14 protein-coding genes are annotated in these 20,841 nt (G+C 66.4%); 5 read left to right on the forward strand and 9 right to left on the reverse strand.

Annotated features, from left to right (window positions below; translation table 11 throughout):
• Positions 1-108 precede the first annotated feature (108 nt).
• Positions 109-1,296, reverse strand: coding sequence for an AsmA family protein (locus tag DB30_RS26160; protein WP_052553832.1), 1,188 nt, complete (start codon positions 1,294-1,296; stop codon positions 109-111).
• 328 nt (positions 1,297-1,624) lie between these two features.
• Between DB30_RS26160 and DB30_RS41675 the strand changes: the two genes are divergently transcribed.
• A complete protein-coding gene (locus tag DB30_RS41675; RefSeq protein WP_052553835.1) occupies positions 1,625-2,296 on the forward strand; it encodes a hypothetical protein in 672 nt (223 codons plus the stop codon).
• A gap of 120 nt (positions 2,297-2,416) precedes the next feature.
• On the opposite strand, the gene DB30_RS26170 is transcribed toward DB30_RS41675, so the two are convergent.
• Positions 2,417-3,628: an alpha/beta hydrolase family protein gene (locus DB30_RS26170; RefSeq protein ID WP_165703953.1), complete on the reverse strand. Its 1,212-nt coding sequence runs from the start codon at positions 3,626-3,628 to the stop codon at positions 2,417-2,419.
• 228 nt (positions 3,629-3,856) lie between these two features.
• Between DB30_RS26170 and DB30_RS26175 the strand changes: the two genes are divergently transcribed.
• Both DB30_RS26175 and rsgA read left to right on the forward strand, forming a co-directional pair.
• On the forward strand, positions 3,857-4,846 hold the full coding sequence (locus tag DB30_RS26175) for a hypothetical protein (RefSeq protein WP_240480331.1): 990 nt from the start codon (positions 3,857-3,859) through the stop codon (positions 4,844-4,846).
• Positions 4,847-5,125: 279 nt separating this feature from the next.
• Positions 5,126-6,226: a ribosome small subunit-dependent GTPase A gene (gene rsgA, locus DB30_RS26180; RefSeq protein WP_052553843.1), complete on the forward strand. Its 1,101-nt coding sequence runs from the start codon at positions 5,126-5,128 to the stop codon at positions 6,224-6,226.
• Between the two features lie 78 nt (positions 6,227-6,304).
• Here rsgA and DB30_RS26185 read toward each other — a convergent pair whose 3' ends face one another.
• The 4 genes from DB30_RS26185 to DB30_RS26200 all read right to left on the reverse strand — a co-directional run bounded on the left by DB30_RS26185 (position 6,305) and on the right by DB30_RS26200 (position 11,697).
• Complete coding sequence (locus tag DB30_RS26185) at positions 6,305-7,813, reverse strand: OmpA family protein (RefSeq protein WP_052553845.1); 1,509 nt, start codon at positions 7,811-7,813, stop codon at positions 6,305-6,307.
• Positions 7,814-7,917: 104 nt separating this feature from the next.
• Positions 7,918-9,702, reverse strand: coding sequence for a hypothetical protein (locus tag DB30_RS26190; protein WP_052553848.1), 1,785 nt, complete (start codon positions 9,700-9,702; stop codon positions 7,918-7,920).
• A gap of 115 nt (positions 9,703-9,817) precedes the next feature.
• The gene (locus tag DB30_RS26195; protein WP_052553850.1) at positions 9,818-10,912 is read right to left on the reverse strand and encodes a sensor histidine kinase; all 1,095 of its coding nucleotides are present in this window, start codon (positions 10,910-10,912) and stop codon (positions 9,818-9,820) included.
• On the reverse strand, positions 10,909-11,697 hold the full coding sequence (locus tag DB30_RS26200) for a response regulator (RefSeq protein ID WP_146660674.1): 789 nt from the start codon (positions 11,695-11,697) through the stop codon (positions 10,909-10,911). Before DB30_RS26200 ends, DB30_RS26195 begins: the two co-directional genes overlap by 4 nt.
• A 131-nt stretch (positions 11,698-11,828) precedes the next feature.
• Here DB30_RS26200 and DB30_RS26205 point away from each other — a divergent pair, with 131 nt between their 5' ends.
• Together DB30_RS26205 and DB30_RS26210 are read left to right on the forward strand one after the other, a co-directional pair.
• Positions 11,829-13,295 carry a thioredoxin domain-containing protein gene (locus tag DB30_RS26205; RefSeq protein WP_052553854.1) on the forward strand — a complete coding sequence of 489 codons (1,467 nt, stop codon included), beginning with the start codon at positions 11,829-11,831 and terminating at the stop codon, positions 13,293-13,295.
• 13 nt (positions 13,296-13,308) lie between these two features.
• Positions 13,309-13,797: a hypothetical protein gene (locus tag DB30_RS26210; RefSeq protein WP_052553856.1), complete on the forward strand. Its 489-nt coding sequence runs from the start codon at positions 13,309-13,311 to the stop codon at positions 13,795-13,797.
• Between the two features lie 136 nt (positions 13,798-13,933).
• Here DB30_RS26210 and DB30_RS26215 read toward each other — a convergent pair whose 3' ends face one another.
• The 3 genes from DB30_RS26215 to DB30_RS26225 are packed head-to-tail and all read right to left on the reverse strand — an operon-like array spanning position 13,934 to position 20,603.
• Positions 13,934-16,930, reverse strand: coding sequence for a type I restriction endonuclease subunit R (locus DB30_RS26215; RefSeq protein ID WP_052553861.1), 2,997 nt, complete (start codon positions 16,928-16,930; stop codon positions 13,934-13,936).
• Complete coding sequence (locus DB30_RS26220) at positions 16,927-18,198, reverse strand: restriction endonuclease subunit S (RefSeq protein WP_052553863.1); 1,272 nt, start codon at positions 18,196-18,198, stop codon at positions 16,927-16,929. The genes DB30_RS26215 and DB30_RS26220 overlap by 4 nt, the downstream gene beginning before the upstream one ends.
• Positions 18,195-20,603: a type I restriction-modification system subunit M gene (locus DB30_RS26225; protein WP_205633065.1), complete on the reverse strand. Its 2,409-nt coding sequence runs from the start codon at positions 20,601-20,603 to the stop codon at positions 18,195-18,197. The genes DB30_RS26220 and DB30_RS26225 overlap by 4 nt, the downstream gene beginning before the upstream one ends.
• Positions 20,604-20,841 lie beyond the last annotated feature (238 nt).

A 20,841-nucleotide genomic window follows, 5' to 3' on the forward strand; every position in this document is an offset into this window, starting at 1 on the left:
TCGTTCAATCGTCGGATGCTAAACATGAGATTGCTGCTTTCAGCTCGGGCGGGGGGCGGGCGCGAGCGGGCGGGGGGCGGGGCGTGAGCGAGGGGGCTCTAACGAGGGTTAGTTCGGTGGGTCGTCTGCTTGGAGTTTGTCGCGGAGGGCTTTGGCGATGCCGTCGGCGGCTCGTTCCATGATGCCGGACTCGGTGAAGCTGCGGAGGCCTTCGAGTTCGCTGCGGGAGATGGTGAGGGCGAATTCGAGGGGGAATTTGTCGCCGAGTTGGGTGAGGGCGCGGGTGGCCATCTCGAGCATGAGCTGGGTGCCCATGCTGGTTTTTTCGCCGGGGGTGAGCTCTAGGTTTTTTAGCTGGAGCTCGATGGCTAGATCGATCTGGGGGTCTGTGGCTTCGATGTAGCGGTTGGTGATCTCGACGTCGGCGTGGCCCTTGGCGCGGATGCCTGCGGCTTGTTCCAAGGGGTCGGCTAGGGCCTCGAGGGGGATGTCTCGTAGCTCGAGGGTGGTCTGGGGGATGCCGGCTTGGGTGACGGCGGTGAGGGTGAAGGCGTGGCCGGCGACGGAGCCGTGGCCGCGGGCGCGGTAGAGCAGATCGAACACGGCGGTGTTGCTGTGGACGGGGCCAAGGTCGAGCTCGCGCAGCTCGAAGCCCAGCTCGCGGGGGTGATCGGTGGCCTGGTCGTGCAAGGTCACCTGCACGTCGGCGAAGTGCAGGCGGTCGACGCTGAACTCGCGGGACAGCTCGATGCCGCGCTGGTCGGGCTTGGGCTTGGGGTCGCTGGCGCGCAGGCGCGCGAAGTTGCCAAGCACGCCCTCGATTGCGATCTCTTCAACTGCAAAATTCGCGGTCAGCAGGGCCTTGGTGTCGACGTCGATCACCAACGAGTCGACCTGGAATTCAAAGCTCGCGGAGGGGTCGTCGCCGCCGCGGACACCGGACATGGTGAGCTGGTGCAGCTCGATCCGACCCAGGATGAAGCTTCCGTCGGCGTGGCTGAAGCTGACATCGAGGTCCTCCCGATCATCGGCCGAGCCGAGCGCCAAGGTGACCAAGGTGTCGAAGAACACCAGATCGGCGAGGAGCAGGCCCGAACTCAGAAAGATCAGGCTCCACAGCAGGCGCCGCCGGACCGAGCGCCAGGTGTGCATCGCCGCCTCCGTGGGCGAGCGGCGGCCCTTGATGATCGCGAGGATCGAGCCGGCCACCCCAACGGTCAGCTCGAGGACGATGAGACCCCAGAGGATCAGCGGAACGATGAGCAGCTCCGCGACGACGACGAACAGGGCGTCCATGACTGTCTATCAGCTCGCGCGGCCAAGAATCCCATGAATGCGGCCCTCCGACCAGCCCAGGCGCTTGGGCCAAGCGTTGGCCAAACGCGACACCCCGATCAGATTTGTGCGGCGCGAGCCGTGCAAGCGACTACGCGAGCCGACCTCGGGTCCAGTCGTTGGCCGTCAACGGGGTTCTGCGGGCATGTGCGGGGCCTTTGGGTCGTGGGTGAGGAGGGGCGCGAACGAGCCATGGCGTTGCGGATCGCAACAGCGATTTACTACATTTCGTTCATGCGCAGCCGTGCTAAGACTGTGTCGTCGAGCCTGGCTCGAACGGTTGGTATCCATGTCACGACGCACGAACTCGACCCCTCGCCTGATCTCCTCCGCCGCCCTCGTCGTCGGCCTGTCCGTCAGCTGGTCGCTGCCCAATGTGGCCCTCGCTGCGCCGCCTGACCTGCCACCCGAGCAACCGGTTCAACCCGCGCCCGCGCCCGCGCCCCAGCCCGAGCCCGTCGCGGTCCAGCCCGCGCCGCAGCCTCAGCCGCAGCCTCAGCCGCAGCCGCAGCCCGGCTGGGAGCAACCGGCGGCGCAACCTCAGCCGCAGCCCTACGCAGATCCCTCCGGTCAGCCGCAGCCGCCGCCGCCGCAGTACCAGCCCATGCCGCAGCCGCAGCCGCTCCCGCCCAAGGGTCCCAACCCCAACCGCGGCCTCGGCCTGACAATCGCGGGCTTCAGCATCTTCGGCGTCACCTACTTGATCTCGGCGGTCTCCGCGACGGCGATGATCGACTCGGGGTCGCCAGAGACCGGCCGACCGCTGTTGATCCCCGTCGTCGGTCCGTTCATCGCGGCGGGCAAGCAGTCCTACGCCACGATCGGCTTCGGGCTCGCGTTCACCGGGGTCATCCAGCTCGCGGGCGTCGGCATGGGTGTCGGCGGCGCGGTGATGTTGGGCAACTCGCGGCGCAAGGCCCGGCTCAGCGCCGATGGTGGCGGGCTGAAGCTAGAGTTCTGATCGATCGGCTACCGCCGCCCCACACAACGAGCCGCCAGGCATTGCCCGGCGGCTCGTTGTCGTTTCGCTGATGTCACCCTTCACGCGCCCAGCCGCACAGGCTTGGACGGTTGAGGCGCCCTACTTGGCCTTCACGTCCAGGAGCGGATCATCGGCCTCGAGCTGCGCGAGCGCGTCTTCGTCACCGAGCAAGTGCAACGCAAAAAACGCCGCGACGCGCCCGGCCGCGAGCGCACGAACCTCGAAGGGATCCGCATAGGTGAACGCCTCGCCGTTGGTCTGGCGCTCCCCTTCGCCGCAGCCCGCCGCGAAGTAGTCGCTGAGCCCGGCGAGATCCGAGAACCCAAAGTGCCCAGTGTCCGCGAACTCCAGCTTCCACGTGGGCGAGTTCGCGTTGGTGAAGTTCTGGCGGATCGCCATGTTGCCAAACTCCGTGATGCTGTTGTCCTCGACTGCCACGAACAGCAACAGCGGCTCGGTGATCCCTGCCATCGTCACGCCCGGCAGCAGCGGGTTCTCGATCGGCGCTGCGATCGCCACGCCAGCGCGCGGGCGCGGATCATCTTGCAACACTTTGCCGGTCGTGACGGAGCCAAAGCTGTGGCCAAACACGCCGAGCCGCTCGGGATCCGCGAGGCCCACGAACGCGTCGGGCAGGGCAGCCGCGGCCGGATCCAGGAGCTCGTCGATCACCCGCATCACGTCGTCACGCCGCAGCTCCAGCGTGGTCACGTCGATCGGCGGCAGCTGATCCTGATCGAACACGGTGCTGCCTGGGTGATCGACCGCCGCGACCAAGAACCCATGGCTGGCAAGGTGCTCGGCGAGCGTGAACGAAGAGAAGCGCGCGCAGCCGTGGCAGTGCGAGAACACCAAGGTCGGCCACGGGCCCGCCAGCTCCGCCAGCTCGGGCGCCGCGGCGCTGTTGGTCTGCTTGCGCACGCAGCTGTCCGGTGCCGGCGCCACGAGCTCAGCGAGGCTCGTGGCGTTGGGCTCGTCGGGCTCGAAGTCGACCAACATCTGGCCTGCGCCCGTCGCGGACCGTGTAGCTGGGTACCAGAGCTCCACATGTAGGTCTCGGTCGCCGCTTGGATCGGCTAGAACGATAGCCACGTTGCCAACTGCAAATGCACCGGGCTCGGCGTAACTGATGGGTTCTGGCTCACCGGTCTCGCTGTCCGTCCCTGTTTCGTTGGTGGTCTCGCTCGTGCCTTCGTCAGTTTCGCTTTGGGTGGTTTCGCCGACCTGTGTGGTTTGCTCTTCGCCCCCGCCGTCGCTGGAGCAGCCGAGCGCGTCGAGCAAGAACCCGGCGTAGATCATCGTGGTCAACACGCGAGCCGGGTGTTTGAGGCTGAGCGGAACTCGCTTGTGCCCCGGAGTTTGGGTAGCTGTCACGCCGCGATTGAAGCAGCGCGCGCACAAAAAGGAAAGTAGCCATGTGCCTGTATGTGGGCGAAGACGCAATTCGCTCGGATCCGCGATAGATATGCGATAGCGCCGCGAATTCGCGCCTTTGTGCATGTCACGTGATAGCGTGAATTCATGGTGAATCGTTGGACTTTGCGCACCACTCTAGGCCTCCTGCTGTCGGTCGTCAGCGGCTGCCCCGAGCCAAGCGACGAGGCCGGCGACGCGTGGGGTGGCAGCGAAGAGAGCGGCGACAGCGACACTGACACCTCCGGCGACGGCGACGGCGACGGCGACGGCGACGGCGACGGCGGCACCACGACTGGCGGCGGCGGCGGCTTCGAGAACGACGGCGACGTGCGCCCACCGCTTGGCACTGGCGACGGCGACGGCGACGACGACCCCGAGCGCTGCTGGGACCGGAGCTGGAACGGCGACACCCTGCCCGCGCTGATCATCGACAACACGATCGGCCGCACCGACGACTTTTTGGGCAGCTGCGGGATCGGGGCGGCGCCGGACTTTCAGCTCGGCTTTATCGCCCCGTGGACCGGAAGCTTCACCTTCGACACCATTGGCAGCAGCTTCGACACGATCATGTACGCCAACGTTGGCGAGTGCGGGACCGCCGAGCTCGCGTGCAACGACGACTTCATCGGGCTCGAGTCGCGGATGACCCTGAAGCTGCAAGCGGGCGAGAGGGTGACCGTGACCGTTGACGGCGCCGGCGCCTTTGAAGAGGGCCCGCTGAAATTGTTGATCACCGAGGCCGCGCCGCCCGTGTGCCTGCCCGAGCTGATCCTCCCAAACTTGCCGGCGCTGCTGCTTGGCGACACCACCAACGAGCCAAACGAGCTGGCCAGCGGATGCGGCGGCGCCCAGGCCCCCGAGCGCGTCTTCCAATTCATCGCGCCGCTCCCCGGCACCTACCGGTTCGACACCAAGGGCAGCAGCTTCGACACCGTCTTGTACTTGCTCGATGAGTGCGCTGGGGCGCCCCTGGCCTGCAACGATGACTTTGGGTTCGAGCTGCACTCGCAGCTCGACGCGCAACTGCTGGCTGGCCAGTCCGTGCTCGTGGCGGTTGACGGTCACGACGCCGACGACCTCGGGCCCTTCGTGCTCAACGTTGCCAAGCTCTAGCGTCCGCGGCGGTCTGGGTTGCACCCGCCCACAATGCCGTTCATGGTGGGGGCTGATGACCGTCGTCGCCTGACCCAGCGCACCCAAGCGCCCACCTCGGCCTCACGAGGGTGTTCGCTTGTGTGCGCATGCATGAGTCCACCGAGCTGCCGCGATCTGCGAGCGGCCCGGTGTCGATTTCTCGTGTGAGCGGCGACCGCCCGAGGCCCGTGACCTGATCGTTGATCCTGGTCCATTGCCGCGCCGCTCACCCGCGAGGGCCTTGGGCGCGGTGACGACATGTTCGACAGGCAAGACGAAACACTCATCTCCAGTCAGGAGCTCGGCACGCTCGAGCGGCTTGGCTTCACCTCTCACTTTCTTCAACAGTTCCAGGGCCACGCGGGCCCCGGCACACTCCCCGGTCGGGTCGCGCGGGTCGACGCGCAGGGCTGCACGCTGCTGACCGCTAGCGGCGAAGCGCGGGCGCGGGTGCCCAAGCGGCTCGCTCGCAAGACCCCGCCGGTGGTCGGTGACTGGGTCAGCGCGCGCGAGGACGGCGGCGAGCTGCGGGTCCGCCGGATCCTCGAGCGGGTGACCAGCTTGACCCGTCGGGCGGCTGGCGGGGACGGTCGGCCGCAGACGCTGGCCGCCAACCTCGACCTCGTGATGATCACCTGTGGCCTCGATCGTGACTTCAACGTCGGGAGGATCGAGCGCTGGCTGACCTTGGTCCACGAAGGTGGCGCGCGCCCGATCGTGTTGTTGACCAAGGCCGGGACCGTGAGCGCCGAGCAGCGCGAGCAGTCTCTCGTCGAGGCCAAGGCGGTCGCGCTCGAGGTCGAGGTGCTGGCGATCGACGTGCTCGCGGGCTTCGGGCTCGACGCCCTCGAGCTCGCGCTCAGCAGGGGCCGGACGCTCGCGTTCGTGGGCTCGTCTGGGGTTGGGAAGTCGACCTTGGTCAACTACCTGAGCGGGGGGCAGACGATGTCGACCCAGTCGATCAGCGCCGCGCATGGCAAGGGCCGACACACGACCAGCCACCGCGAGCTGGTCGCGCTAGCTGGGCGCGAGAACCTCGTGATCGACACCCCCGGGCTGCGCGAGGTCGGGCTGTGGGGTGGCGGTGAGGGGCTCGACGCGACCTTCATGGAGATCACACAGACCGCGCGTGACTGTCGGTTCTCTGATTGTGCGCATGCAGGCGAGCCGGGCTGCGCGGTGCAGGCGGCCGTGGAGCGGGGTGAGCTCGATCCCCGGCGGCTGGAGGCGCGAGCGCGGCTGGCCGAGGAGCAGGAGGCGACGGCGCGACGGGCGAACGAGCACACGCGCCGGGCGTACGAGCGGAGCTTTGCGAAGCACCTACGCCGGACGCTGGAGGCCAAGTCGCGCAAGCGCTGAAATTGGAAAGGCGCCCGTGGCCAAGCCACGGGCGCCCGAATTCACTACTTGGCGCGGTTGATGACTTCCCGTGCGGGATTAGCCCTTGGTGGCGCGCGCCTTGATGATGTCGAACTCAATCCGGCGGTTGTTGCTACGACCGGCCTTCGTGTCGTTGGTGTCGACCGGCTTGTCGGGCCCAACGCCCTCCGTGACCATCCGGCTCTCGTCGATCCCATGGTCGACCAGGTACTTCTTGACCGACTCGGCGCGGCGCTTGGACAGATCCAAGTTGTGGGCCGGGTCGCCCTTGTTGTCGGTGTGGCCGCTGATCTTGATGCGGATCTCGGGGTTCTCGGTCAAGACCTTGACGGCGTTGTCCAGGGTCTTGGTCGACGACTTGCGGATCGTGTCTTGATCGTTGTCGAAGGTGATGCCCTTGATCGCGCCAGTGAAGTCGCGGACCGCCTTGGGCACCTCGTCGGGGCAGCCGTCCTCGTCCTTGTAGCCGTTGTCGGACTCGGGCTCGTCGGGGCAGCTGTCTTGCTCGTCCCAGAGCCCGTCGCCGTCGCGGTCGGACTCGGGGCAGCCGTCCTCGTCCTTGTAGTCGTTGACGGTCTCGGCCTCGTCGGGGCAGCTGTCTTGCTCGTCCCAGAGCCCGTCGCCGTCGCGGTCGGACTCGGGGCAGCCGTCTTCGTCCTGGTACTCGTTGAAGGTCTCGGCCTCGTCGGGGCAGGTGTCTTGGCTGTCGATGAACCCGTCGCCGTCACGATCGCTCGGCGCCTCGGGCTGTGGCTCGGGCTTGGGCTCGCTCTTCTTGCGACCCAGGGTGACCGAGAGCCCCAGCAAGATCTCGGGGCTGTGCGAGATGAACACGTTCTCGACGCCGCTCTTGTACGAGACGATGTCCCGAATATCGAGGCGCAAGGACACGTAGCGGTTGATGTACACCTTCACGCCGCCACCAAAGTGCAGCGCGGGATCGGTGTCGTTGCCAAGCACCTCACGCCCGCTCGAGACCCCGAGCGCGCCCGCGCCAACGAGCACGAAGGGCGTCACGCTCCACAGCCCAAGCTGGCCGACGAGGTGACCGCGAACCGTGTACAGCAGCGCCGAGCCAGAGTCGTCGCGGGTGCTGGACGGCATCACGCCGCCTTCGGCTTCGACGCCGAAGAAGCGCAGCGGGTAGAAGCCGGCCCGGACCCCAAGGTCGGGGGCCACGGCCTTCAGCTGGCGAAAGCCCTGATCCGGCAAGGTCAGGCTGGCCGAGAACAGCTCATGGTTGGGCGTTGGCAGCAACACGCCGCCGTAGATCCCGATCTCTGCCATGTTGCGCTCGGGCGCCCAGCGCTTGATCCACTTTTGGTCGGCGCGATCGCCAGACTTTTTCTTCTCGGGCTTGGGCTCAGCTTCAGCTTCAGTGTCCGCGTCCACGTCCACGTCGGCTTCCGCGTCGGCTTCCGCGTCCGCGTCCGCGCCCTCGCTGTCGAGTGAAGCGCCACCGCCAATGGAGACGCCGCCGCCACCGTCTTTGGGAGGAGCCGCGAACGCGAGGCTGGGCAGGGTGAGCGCGCACAGAATGGAGATTCCGAAGGGTCGAAGGGTCATGATCGTCTCTGAAAAGGTTGGGGGTCGGTACGGCGCAGGCCGGTGAGTTACTCACCAGCCTGCGCAGATGTCGAGGGGGCTAGAAGTTGAGAGAGGTTCGAGGCCTACAGGCAGTTTGACTGCCAGGGGCCGTTGCAGGCTTGCTCTTGCGAGAAGTCGAAGGTGCCAAACTTGCCACTTGGATAGCTGTCGTCCATGACGACGAAGTTCGCGACCTCGGAGTTGTCTGACAGGTCCGTGATCGTGATCTCGGTCTGTGTCAAGTCGTAGAGGATCTCGACGCCGTACTCGCGGTTGTCGATCCAGCCCACGGTCGTTGTGTCGTCGGGCGTCATCAACACGGTCTGGTTGGCCGTGTCCGTGTCGCAGGCGAAGTCCGGGAACTCGTAGATGTCAGTCGCATCAAACTTCTTGATGGTCATGCCAGCCGAGCCCGTGCAGCCGTACCAAGGCTGCGTGGCCTGCTTCCACTGGAACAGGTAGAACTGGCTGGCGCTCTGCCAGCCCCACACGAAGCCGATCATGTCGTCATCGCTGGCCGTGTTCACCACCATCGAGCCGGTGATCCGCGATTGCTGGTGGACCGTGGGGCACACGTAGGCGCTTGGGTCCGAGTTCGAGGTCGTGCACACGGTCGTGCCGCCGTTGGCGAAGCTGTGGACCGGCGGGACGTTGGGCTCGGAGAGGAACTCGACCTCCTCACACTCGGCGCCCGGGCCATCGAGGATCCACGGCTTGTCGGTCAGGTGCACCGTGACCTTGTCGGAGCCCATGTTGAACGAGCCGTCGGTGACGTTGATCGTGTAGGTGGTGATCGAGTTCGGGGTTGCGAGCGGACCGGGAATCGTCGGATCATTCAGGGTCTCGACCGGCGTCCACGCGTAGGTGTAGTTGCCGTCGCCGCCGGTCGCCGTCGCCATCAGCTGGGCCTCGAGACCCTGCGTGGTGTCGACGCACGCCGGGATCGCATCTACGCAGACGACCCGAGCGATGTCGGCGTCATCGCAGTCGTTACCCATGACGACGCCTTCGGGCGGGTCGGAGTCGCCCCAGCCGTCATCGTCGGCGTCGAGCATGCACGCGTCAGCCGGATCGTCGAGCTCGGCCGCGCCTGGGTACGCGTTGGCGTCGGTGTCGAGGCAGTCGGTGTCGTCCTCCACGAAGCCGGCAGGAACCTCACCGCCCGGGGGCACGAAGACGCACCCCTCCGAGCTGCCGAACATGTCCATGTCCATGTCCGGGCACCACTTGTCACACTCTTTGACGGTCGCGTCGTCGTCGATGCAGTCGCTGCCAGGGATCGTTGCGCTGCCGCTGGGGTTGCTGTCACCCCAGCCGTCCTCGTCGTCGTCTTCCATGCACGCGCTGGGATCTTCTTCCTCGGCTGCGCCTGGGAACGCGTGATCGTTGTTGTCGTCGCAGTCCGTGCCGGGCACCGCGTTGGGGTTGCTGGGCATGTCGTCGCCGTAGCCGTCGTCGTCGGCGTCGGTCATGCACGCCATCGGGTCGTCGAGCTCGGCCGCGCCCGGGAAGGTGTTGGCGTCCGCGTCATCGCAGTCGGTGGCCTGCCCTTGCGGCACCGAGCCGGGCGGAGGCGTCTCACCAGCGGGGACCTCTTCGCAATTGTCGGGATCGCCGAACCCGTCGGCGTCCTCGTCGGCGCACCAGGTCTCTTCGCCGTCGCCCTCGGCGGTCTCGGAGTTGCTGGTCTGTGTGTCGGTTTCGGTCCCCGTGTCGGTTCCCGTGTTGGAGTCGGCGTTACCGGGATCGCAGACCGCCCCGGCTTTGCCGCGGCCGTCATCGAGACAGGGATCACCGCAAGCGGTGAGGAGCGTGACTGTCAGCGCTAGACCGTAGAGTCCAAGACTTCGTAAGTTGCTTCGTTGCATGTTCGCTCCGCCGGGGGATACCCGGTGTTTTGCGTAGAGTGCAACTACACTCACCAACCGATCCAAAAAAAGCCAGCCAAAACTCAGGCCGGTCGGAGGCCATCAATTTGCGGCGTCAGCATGTGCGAAATGGCAGGCTCACCTCGACCTCGAAACCACCATTTTCTCGGTTTTGGCCCCAGACTTCCCCCCCAAGTTCGTCCACTAGTGATCGCACCACTGCTAACCCCATCCCTGTACCAGGGATCGCTTGCTGGGCCTCCCGCGGGCCCCGCACGAACGCCTCGAACACGTGGGGCAACACTTCGGTTTCAACCCCCACGCCGCGGTCGCGCAGCGCCACGCGCAATTGATCGTTGTGACACCAACCACAAAGTTGCACGGCCGCGCCTCCGCGCGGCGTGAATTTGAGCGCGTTCTCCACCAAGTTTGTGAGGATCTGGGTCAAGCTGTCACGAGGCAGGATCGCCCCACCAGCCTCCGCACCGAGATCCACGTCAATCGCCAAGCCCCGCGCCGCCGCCTGAGGCTCGAGCAGCTCGACCACGCTCGCAACCACCTCGCTCAGGGGCGCATGCGCAGCTTGCTCGACCGGCTTGGGACCCCCCCCACCGTCGAGCCGCGCCAGCGTCAACACCTGCTCGACGAGCCGACTGAGCCGCTCTGCCTCGCCGCGGATCGTCTTGTGATACCCGCGCTGTCGCGCGGGATCCACGACCATGCCTTGCTCGAGCATCTCCGAGTACATGCGGATGCTCGTCAACGGCGTGCGCAGCTCGTGAGTGACCGCGGCCACAATCCGCTCGCGCTCCTGGGCCCGCGCATGCAATCCGGCCAAGGTCCGCTCCACGGCGATCAGCACGACCAACAGCGCGAGCACCAAGCCAAGGCCCAAGCCCAGGACCACGCGGGCGCTGTTCGAGGCGAGCGTCTGCACCGGACCGAGGGCCGCGGTGACCTGCAGCTCGGAGAACGGCGCCGCGAACTGGTGGGTGCAGCGGCCGGCGTCGGGGTCTGTGCTGCCCTTCGTCCCCCACTCGAGCTGCACGAAGCCGGATAGCTCGGGGCTGCCGAGCACGTCCTGCTCGAGCCAGCGCTCGAGCGCCTGACGATCCACGACCAGACCCTGCAGCCAGCGCTGCCCCCCGATCTCCACAGTTCGAATCAGGCGCAGCGAGTCCCCGCGCGGCTCGGCCACGAAGCTGGTCACGCGGACATCGAGGGCGTCGTCGAGCGCCCGTCGCGGCCTCCTTGTTGGGCAGGCCAACGTTGCCAGCCGCCACGAAATTGGCGAGCTGCTCGAGGTCTGGATCGAAGGCGTTGCCCTCGTTGTTGGCGACCGCGTTCTTGCGTCGCCGGGCGATCGACTGCTCGTCCAGGGCTCGCTGGATCTGGACGTCCTCGGGCACCGCTCGCTGTTGCACCTGCTGCCTGTTGTTCGGCTGAAGTTGCAGTTGCTGCTGCTGTTGCGACTGATCGAGGGCTGCGACAACCGGGGGCTGGCTGTCCTCGAGATCGCGATTGAGCGCGCGCAGCTGCTCCGCGCGAGCGAGCGCGGGCGCCTGCGCTGGGTCGCCCCGCGGCTCGTCGGGTCCAGGCAGCATGGGGCTCGCAAACCGACCGTCGGGCTCGATCTGAAAGTAGCCCAGCACGAACTCGCGATCGGGGACCTCGGCCAGGGGCGAGCGACTCAGGGTTGGCTCGCCGGCACCGTTGACGCGCTTGCCCCCAGAGTTGCCCGGCGCGACCCAGTCGCGACGCCACTGCACGAACGGCCGGTCGGGCGGCGCGAAGCTGCTCACAGATCTCGAAGCCATCGCGGCCGGGCAACATCACGTCGAGGATCACCAGCGCGTAGCGACCGGTGAGCGCCTCGGTCAGCCCGCGGTCCCCGTCGCCGACACCCGTGGGCTGGTGGCCGTGATACGCGAGCAGATCGCAGATCCCATCGCGGATCGGCGCTTCGTCTTCGACGATCAGGATCGCTTGGCCCACGGCCTACAGCATAGTTGGTCATGGCCCCCAGTGGGCCTTCCCACTTGGGCAGTCGGTGGTTTACGTGGGTCTTACGCACACGGTGCAAGCTTCTTACCGGCGGCCTCGCGCGCGCGGGCCAGACTTGCAGCATGACGCCTCGCCACCTGTTGCTGTGCTCCGCGCTCGCGCTCTCGACCCTCGCTGCGTGTTCGCGCACCCCGACCAGCAACGACGCCACGGCGCCCGGGCAAGCCGCCCAGCTCGACCCGATCGACCAGCTCGATCACGCAGCCCTCGTTGCGCTGGCCTTGCAACAGGCGCAGCTCCAGCAGGCTGATCCCGGGCGCCGCGCCGCGATCATCGAGCGCCTGCGGGAGGCCGGCCCCGCAGGGCTCGACGCGCTGATCCGCGAGTACCACAGCGTGCCCGCCCGCCCAGTCGCGCAGGACGCTGCTTGGCGGGTGGTGATCGACGAGGTCGCCGGCCAACGCGACGCTGTGTACGGCGGACTGTTTTGGCAGCGCGACATGCAGGCCGCCCTCGCCCAGGCCAAGGCCAGCGGCAAGCCGGTGCTCTCGCTGCGCCTGCTCGGTGACCTGACCTCGGAGTACTCGTGCGCCAACAGCCGCTTGTTTCGCACGCTGCTCTACGCCGATCCCGAGCTTGCGACCTGGCTCGAGGCCAACTTCGTGCTGCACTGGTCGAGCGAGCGGCCGGTTCCGCGGGTCGAGATCGACTTTGGCGACGGCCGCGTCGTCGAGCGCACGATCACGGGCAACAGCGCCCACTTCGTGCTCGACGCGAGCGAGCGGACGATCGACGTGATCCCGGGGTTGTGGTCGGCGCCCAGCTTTCGCGCCGCGCTGCGGGCTAGCCTGGGCCTGCACGAGCAGCTGGCCGCCGTGCAGGGCCAGCGACGGTGGAACGAGACCCTCGCGGACCACCATGAGGCTCGGCTCGCGACGGCGGCCAAGCAGCTCACCGACGAGCTGTCGCGGGCGCGGGGGGTGCCGCAGGATCTCGTGGCCACGACCGCGTACCTGGCCAGCCCAGCCAGTCCGCGGGTTGAAGGCGAGCCTGTGCCCGCGCTCGCGGCCGTGCCGATGGCGATCGGCAAGTCGCGGATCGAGCGACCGATCCTCGCGGCCGCGCCCGCGATGATCGGCGGCGTCAACTCCCGCTTGGCGCCGTCGCTCCCCGCTTCGGTTGGGCCGCGCGATGATCTCGAGCGCCTGGTGATCGGCGCTCGGGTGGCGGGCCGGTTCGAGCTGCATCCCAACACCTTGGCGATCATCGCGGCCGAGCGCCCGCTCGAGGGGCTGGTGCCCGAGGATCAACGCGCCGAAGTCCAGGCCCAGCTGCTGCAGGCGCTGCGGGTCTCGATCCAGCAGGACACCGCCAAGAACGCGCTGGAGCTGCATCCGCGCGTGCACGCCGAGCTGGCCGCGCGCGCTCGCGGTGGGCGCTCGCTCGGGTTCTCCGATGTCGACGAGTGGGTCTATGCCGAGCTGTTCGAGACGCCCGCTGAAGACCCTTGGCTGGGCCTTGTCGATCCCACTGTCTACACCGGCCTCGTCGACGGCGGGCTGGTGGCGCCTGCGCCAGGTAAGCGGTGATAACGTCGCCACGGTGCGCTGGTTCCTGGACATCTTCACGCGTGACGCCGACCCCGAACCCCAGGCGATCTCGGCCGCGGGCGAGGTCGGTGGCCGCATCGACATCACTGGGATCGTCGAGGCGATCGAAGCCTCGAACGACCTGAAAAGCCCGCTCGACGGCAGCCCTGCGGTTGCCCTGCATTACGTTGCCCACATCCGCGCCGTGGGCCAGCATACCGAGGAGATTGACGGGCTGGTGATCCAGGGGTCGGAAGGTCGCGACTTCATCTTGCGGGACGACTCGGGGGCCGCGTTGATCCAGCTCGAACCCGGCAGCAGCGTCGCGCGGCTGCACGCGCACGTGATCACGACCCACGGGGCCGGGAACGAGATCAACGTCGAGGCGATCGTGCCCGGTGATCGGGTCCGCGTTCGGGGTCGGATTCGTGCTGTGTTGGACGAAGCCGAGGCGCGGTGGTGCTGCGTGGTCCAGGCCAACGAGCTCGAGCACGCGCAGTAGTGCAGTTCGACTCGTGGATCGTCGCCGACAATCGCCGACTCTGTGACGGCGCCCAGGCTGCGCTGCGCACGGCCCATGGACGGAGCGCCCGAGCGCCCGCGGCGTGGCGGCGTCGAGTTGGGATGGGCGCAGGCGCTCAGGCCGGCGGCTTGGTCAGCGCCGCGTACAGCTGGGCGCGCATCTGGGCCTTGAAGAAGCCTCGCATCTCCTCGTTGACGAACAGCTCGTCGAGGAAGGCCCCGTATTTGTCGTAGCGATCCATCATCGTGTGATCCACACGGTCGTCACATTCGAGCCCAAATGTGGCTTCGTCGTTGGCCTGGGCGACCTGGCGCAGCTGCGGATCATCGAGCAGCCGGGTGAACACGCTGTCGACCAGGTCCTGGACATCGAACGCGGTCGTGAAGCGCTGGTTCATGCGCTCGATCAGGTTGGAAAGATCATCCTGCTCGGCCTTGGCCCGCCCGGTCCCGGTCTCGCTCGGCCCACGCAGGCCCGGGCCACCCTCGCCAGCGACCAGGCTCAGGTCGCCCTCGGCGATCTTCTCGAGCCGATAGTAGTGAAGCGCCACGTCCTCACCAAGATCGACCGGCCGCTGGCCCTCGCCCGGCCGCGGCAACTTGCGGATCAGCATCTTGGTGTAGACGTAGAGCTTCTCGAGCTCGTAGTCGGAGAAGGGCACGACCTGGCCCAGGAACGAATACAGGCGACAAAACGCGCGGGCGCGGTCGCGGAACAGCTCGGCCGGCTCCGCATCGAGTGCTTTGAAGCGATCGACCGCCAGGTCGAGCAAGCTATTGAGCGGGCCGTGGTTCTGGGCGACCTGCCGCACCTGCGGGGTGAAGAACAGCTCGGCGAATGCATCGACATCGCCCGCGTGGATCACGTCGACCTGCTCGAGCTGGGTCTGTAGCTCGTAGAGCCGCTGCGGGTCGATGTCCTCGGCCGTCGTCGTGCGCTCGTAGTAGTCCTTGAAGCACGCGAGGATGTGCTCGCGCTCGTTGACGAAGTCGAGCACGAAGGTCTCGTCCTTGCCCCGGTAGGTCCGGTTGAGCCGCGACAGGGTCTGGACCGCCTGGACCCCCGCGAGCCGCTTGTCAACGTACATCGCACACAGCAGCGGCTGGTCGAAGCCAGTCTGGTACTTGTTGGCGACGATCAGCAGCTGATAGCCGTCCTTGCCGAACTCCTTGGGGAGCGCGCTCTCGCTGATCGGCTCGCCGGTCTGATAGTGGGTGTTCATGCCCGGCTCGGTGTAGGGCCGCTGCCCGCTGGCCGGATCACCTGGATCGCTGACCTCGCCCGAGAACGCGACGAGGGCCCGCAGGTCGTAGCCCTTGTCCGCCACGTAGACGTCGAAGGCCAGCTTGAAGCGGACGGCCTGCAGCCGCGTGGACGTGACGATCATGCCCTTGGCGCGGCCGCCCAGCTTGGCCCGGACCTGGCCGTGAAAGTGCTCGACGATCACCCCAAGCTTGGCCTCGACGTCCTTGGGATGGGCGCTGACAAACCGGGCCAGGGCCTTGGTCGCCTGCTTCTTGTCCAGGCGCGGATCCTCGGCGACCGTCTTGATCAGCTTGAAGTAGCGCCGGTAGGTCGTGTACCCGCGCAGCACGTCGAGGATGAACTTCTCGTCGATCGCCTGGCGCATCGAGTACACGTGGAAGGCCTGGTAGCGGCCGTCCTCGCCCTTGCGGCCAAACACCTGCAAGGTCTTGTACTTGGGCGTGGCCGTGAACGCGAAGAACGACAGGTTGCGCAGCGGCCCGCGAGCCAACGCGGCGCGCAGCAGATCCTGGCCCGCGTCCACGTCCTCTTCCTCGCCCAGCGCCGCGACCCGCTCGCTCAGCTCGCTCGAGTCGGCCAGGATCGCCTTGAGGTTGTTGCGCATGTCGCCGGTCTGCGAGCTGTGGGCCTCGTCCACGATGATCGCGTAGCGGCGATCCGGCAGCTTCCCAACCTGCTCGGAGATGAACGCGAACTTGTGCAGCGTGGTGATGATGATCGGTACGCCATCGGCCAGCGCCTTGGCCAGCTGGGCCGAGTTCTCGTCGATCTTCTGGACCACGCCGCGGGTGTGATCCAGCTGGAAGATCGTGTTTTGCAGCTGCTGGTCGAGCACCTTGCGATCGGTGATCACAACCACGCTGTCGTAGACCTTGCGCTGGTCTTTGTCGTGCAGCGCGGCCAGACGGTGGGCCAGCCACGCGATCGAGTTGGACTTGCCGGACCCGGCCGAGTGCTGGATCAGGTAGTTGGTGCCGCTGCCATGATCGCGGGCGTTGTCCTCGAGCTGGCGCACGCAGTCGAGCTGGTGGTAGCGCGGGAAGATCATCCGCTCGCGCTTGCGATCGAGCTCGAGGTGAACGAAGCGGGCCAGGATGTCGAGCAGGCTGTCGCGCTGCCAGACCCGCTCCCACAGGTACGCGGTCCGGTGCTTGCCCTTCACCGCAGGATTGCCGGCTGCCGTACCGATACCCTGGTTGAAAGGCAGAAAATGTGTCCGGTCGCGCTCTAATTGCGCCGTCATGTAGACCTCGTCCGGGTCGACGGCAAAATTGATGATCGCGCGGCGCTTGAACCGGAAGATCTGCGTGTCGGGATCACGGTCTTTTCGGTACTGCTGCTTGGCGTGGCTGACACGCTGGCCCGTCATGTGGTTCTTGAGCTCGGCCGTGACCACCGGGATGCCGTTGACGAACAGGACCAGGTCCAGCGAGTCTTTCGGCTGCTTGGGGTCATGGTGGAGCTGGCGAACCACGAGCAGGCGGTTGGCGGCGTAGCGGGCCTGAACCTCGGGGTTGAGGTTGTTCGGCGGGCGGAAGGTGACGACCTTGACCTGCTTGCCGTGAAACCTGAAGCCGCGGCGCAGCACGTGGATCAGGCTGGTGTCGACGGTGGCCTTGTCGAAGGCCTCGAGCAGCTTGGCGGGCAGGCGATCGCCGTGGAATTGGGTGAGGGCGGCGTAGGTCTTGGGCTGGGTGGTCCGGACATAGTCGATGAGCTCGTTGGGGATCAGGGCGAGGAGCGGGTCGTAGGTGCTCGGGTCGCCGCGGAGGTAGCCGCCGGCCGCGGTGAGGAGGTGCTCTTCGATGGTCTGTTCGAGGGCGGCCTCGGTGGTTGGCTTGGTCATGAGGGGATCTCGAGTTGGCCGGTGACGGCGGCGGTGATGAGGGACTGACGGTATTCTTTGAGCTTGGCGACTTGTGACATGATGCAGGACGATATGTCTGAATAGCTCGCTGTTTCCTGCTCGATGAACGATACGATCGTAACTTGCTCGCGCAACGGTGGTGTAGGGACCAGGCTCATCTTCAGACGATCTGCACGTATCCCCGAGGCAGTGGAGCCCGACGCCCGAGAGGAAACCTCTCCCTTTCCTGACTCCGACAAGAAATGCTGAAGGAGGAAAGGGGAGGCTACGCGGGTGGCATCGACTTTGAACATGATGATTCGCTGCGCGCAGGCGATCCGAACATTCGTGACGATCCCGACCTCGCCCAAAGGCGCCTCTGACGTGAACAAAATATCTCCGAGTTCAGGTTTGCCACGGCCGCTCAGTTGTTTGCACACTTCCTCGGTTACCCACTCAGGCGCGCGGGAGTGGTCGACGATGCCATCTCGAACTGCTCCAGCTGTAATGAGAGGCACCCCCGAACGTGTTTTCTCAGGGGTACGGCCCCTGTAGTCGATAAATTGCCCGACGACCCGACGGAGTCGATGCATCATCCAGTGGGCGGGGATGTCTCCAATCCACGGCACCCCCGAGTCCTTCATCGGCACGTCGGGGTCGAGCCCCTTGGTCACCGCTTGGTGGATGAGCGCGGCGCGCTTCTCGGCGAGCAGCGCGATGAGTCGCTCCTTCTTCTCGATGAGCGCATCGATGGCCGCGGTCTTGCGGTCGAGGAAGTCCGCAATCGCCACTTGGTATTCGTAGTTTGGGCAGGGTAGTGTTACCTCTGCAAACCTTGGGTATCGAAAACGAGGCGCCCGCTCGCGGACGGCGGGACAGATTACACGGATATAGTCACGTCGCGCCATCGTTCGTAGCACATAGGCATAAAAGCGATTATCGGCCCTCCCGACAACTCCGTTGCACACGGTGTACTCAGGGGTGCACTTCCCGTCGGATTCAGAGACTCCAATTGCGCCTGCGAAGCCGTCCATGTTGTGGATCACGAGATCGCCGACCCGCACGCCCTGATAACCGACCTCTTTGATTGCAAGAGTAAAACCATCGAGCCGGCGATTCTCCCGTAGCGTAACCTGGCCGTCTCGAAAGGCGGTTATTACCCCATCATCGTCTTGCACTTCGCGGGATTCGACCCGGAACAAGAACTTCGCCCGCATCGATTCATCCGCTGCCGATGCCTCCCGCAGCCACGGCATCCTCCCGTTCACGACAACACCTCGCCCAGCATCCCGCGAATCTCATCTTCCAGCGCCAGGATCTCCGCCTCGATCACCCCGAGCGCCCGCGGCGGCACGTACTCGTAAAAGTGCCGCGTAAACGGGATCTCATACCCAACCTTCGTCTTCGAGCGGTCCACCCAGGCATCCGGCACGTGCGGCAGCACCTCGCGGGCCATGTAGTCGTCGATGTCGTCGGTCAGCGGCACGTTCTCATAGTCGCGCAGGTTCGAGTCCGCCTCGATCTCCCCCTTCTTGTCCCGGCACAGCTCCGCCGCGTCGTTGTGCTCCGACAGCGCGCTCAGGATCGCCTTCATCAGCGCCGGCGCGATCACCAGGCCGTGTAGCTTCGCCTGCGCCTTCACGGCCGCCACGAACGAGCGCCGGTCCAGGAACAGCTGCTGGCCATCCAGCCCACCTAGGGCCGCCAGGATCTGGGCCTGCACGGCCTTTCCGCTGGCGATCTCGGCCCGGGCTGCGGCCTTGTCCTTCTTCTTCGAGCTGGCGAGGCTGATCCACGTGCGCTCGCCCTCGAGCCGGGCGAGCCGCTCGGGGCTGGCCTGAAAGTCCAGCTGCAGCGGCCGCTCCACCGTGATCCGGTGAAAGCCAAAGTCTTCGTTGGCGAAGATCTTGACGTCGGGCCCGTCCTCGAACGCCTTGAACAAGCCGGTGAGCTGCTCGATGTGCTGGGGCGAGAGCTCCTTGCGCTTGTCGCCCAACGACTTGCGCATCTTTTGAAAGTACTTCACCCCATTGATCAGCTGAACCTTGCCACGCCGCGCGGCCGGCTTGCGGTTCGTGACCACCCAAATATAGGTATTGATACCGGTGTTGAAGAACATCTGATCCGGCAGCGCCACGATCACCTCGAGCAGGTCGTTCTCCAACAGGTAGCGGCGGATCTCGCTCTCGCCCGACTCGGCCGCCCCCGTAAACAGCGGCGAGCCATTGAACACGATCGCCAGCCGCGAGCCGCCCTGCTCCGGGGTCTTCATCTTGCTCAGCATGTGCAGCAAGAACAGCAGCGAGCCGTCGTTCTTGCGTGGCAGCCCCGGGCCAAACCGGCCGCGCGCGCCCAGGGTCTCGTGTTCGGCCTTGACCACGTCGGCGGCCTTGCTCCAATCGACCCCAAACGGGGGATTGGACAGCAGGTAGTCCACACGCAGATCTTTGTGCCCGTCGTCCGAGAAGCTGTTGCCCAGCTTGATGTGCTCGGCGTCGTCGCCCTTGATCAGCATGTCGGCCCGACAGATCGCGTACGACTCGGGGTTGAGCTCCTGCCCGTAGACACGCAGCTGGGCCTCGGGGTTGCGCGCCAGCAGGTGCTCCTCGGCCACGCTCAGCATCCCGCCGGTCCCACACGCGGGGTCGTAGAGCGTGCGGATCAGCTGCGGGGTGCCCAGCTGCTGCTCGTCCTCGATGAACAACAGCTCGACCATGAAGCGGATCACCTCGCGCGGGGTGAAGTGCTCACCAGCCGTCTCGTTCGACTGCTCGGCGAACTTGCGGATCAGCTCCTCGAAGATCGAGCCCATCGCCGCGTTCGAGACCTGGTCCGGGTGCAAGTTCACACCCGCAAACTTTTGCGCGACCAGCAGCAGCAGGTCGTTCTTGTCCAGGCGCTCGAGCTGCTCCGTGAAGCGAAACTGCTCGAGGATCTCGCGGACGTTCTTGGAGAAGCCGTTGACGTAGTTGATGAAGTTGTCGCCGTAGGGGCCGGCGGCGGTCAGGCGATCGAAGTCGAACAGCGAGCGGTTGTAAAAGCCCACATTGCCGCTTGCACGCAGCAGCATGCGCTCGCGGATCGCCTCGGGCTTGTCGGCATATTGCGTGTCGGCCTTCCACACCGCCTCGCGCGTGGGCGCCAGGATCAGGTCCAGGCGGCGCAGGACGGTGAAGGGCAAGATCACCTGGCCGTATTCGTGCGCCTTGAAGTCACCGCGCAGCAGATCCGCCACGCTCCAGATGAAGCCAGCGATCTCGGAGAAGCTCTTGAACTCGCGCGGGGCCTCGGCGACGGCGGCGGGCGGTGGGGTCGGGGTTGGCATGGGGGGCGCTTTGGCGCTCGGGCGCGGGGCAGGGGCAGGGGCGGGCTCGATCTGGGCTGGCACGCTCGCGCTCGGGGGCTCGGCGCCGGCCAGGATCCTCGCGATGATCGGATCCTTCGAGCGGCCGCTGTCGTCGAGGTCGTGGGCGCGGCAGATCTGCTTGAGCTCGTCGCGGCTGAGCTCGTGGAGCAGCTCGGCGAAGGACAGCTTGCGGGCGCGGGCGAGCGCGTCGACCAGCTTGGCGCCAGCGCTGCGTGGTGAGATATCGATGGCGAACTGCTCGACCAGCGCCGCGAGGCGGGGCTTGGCGAGAGTCCGCAGCGCGGAGCGCTTGGTCGGGCGCGGCATGAGTCCGCAGGGTATCCGGTGCGGCCGCGCAGGCGCCAGTACACTTGCGCAGCTTCACGCGGATACCGGGTCCCGAAGCGCTCGCTGTCGGTCAGCGTGGCGGACGAAGCGAGCGCTGCTGCGCACCCTCGGGCTCGGGCGAAGCGAGCGCGCGCGCTTTTGCGATCGGCCAACTCGCCTGCGCGGCCCCCCGCGAACTGCTCGTGCTCTGGGTTGGCAATGGAGTGCGCCCGCGGTG

The organism is Enhygromyxa salina (genome assembly GCF_000737335.2).
Taxonomy (GTDB): domain Bacteria; phylum Myxococcota_A; class Polyangia; order Nannocystales; family Nannocystaceae; genus Plesiocystis; species Plesiocystis salina_C.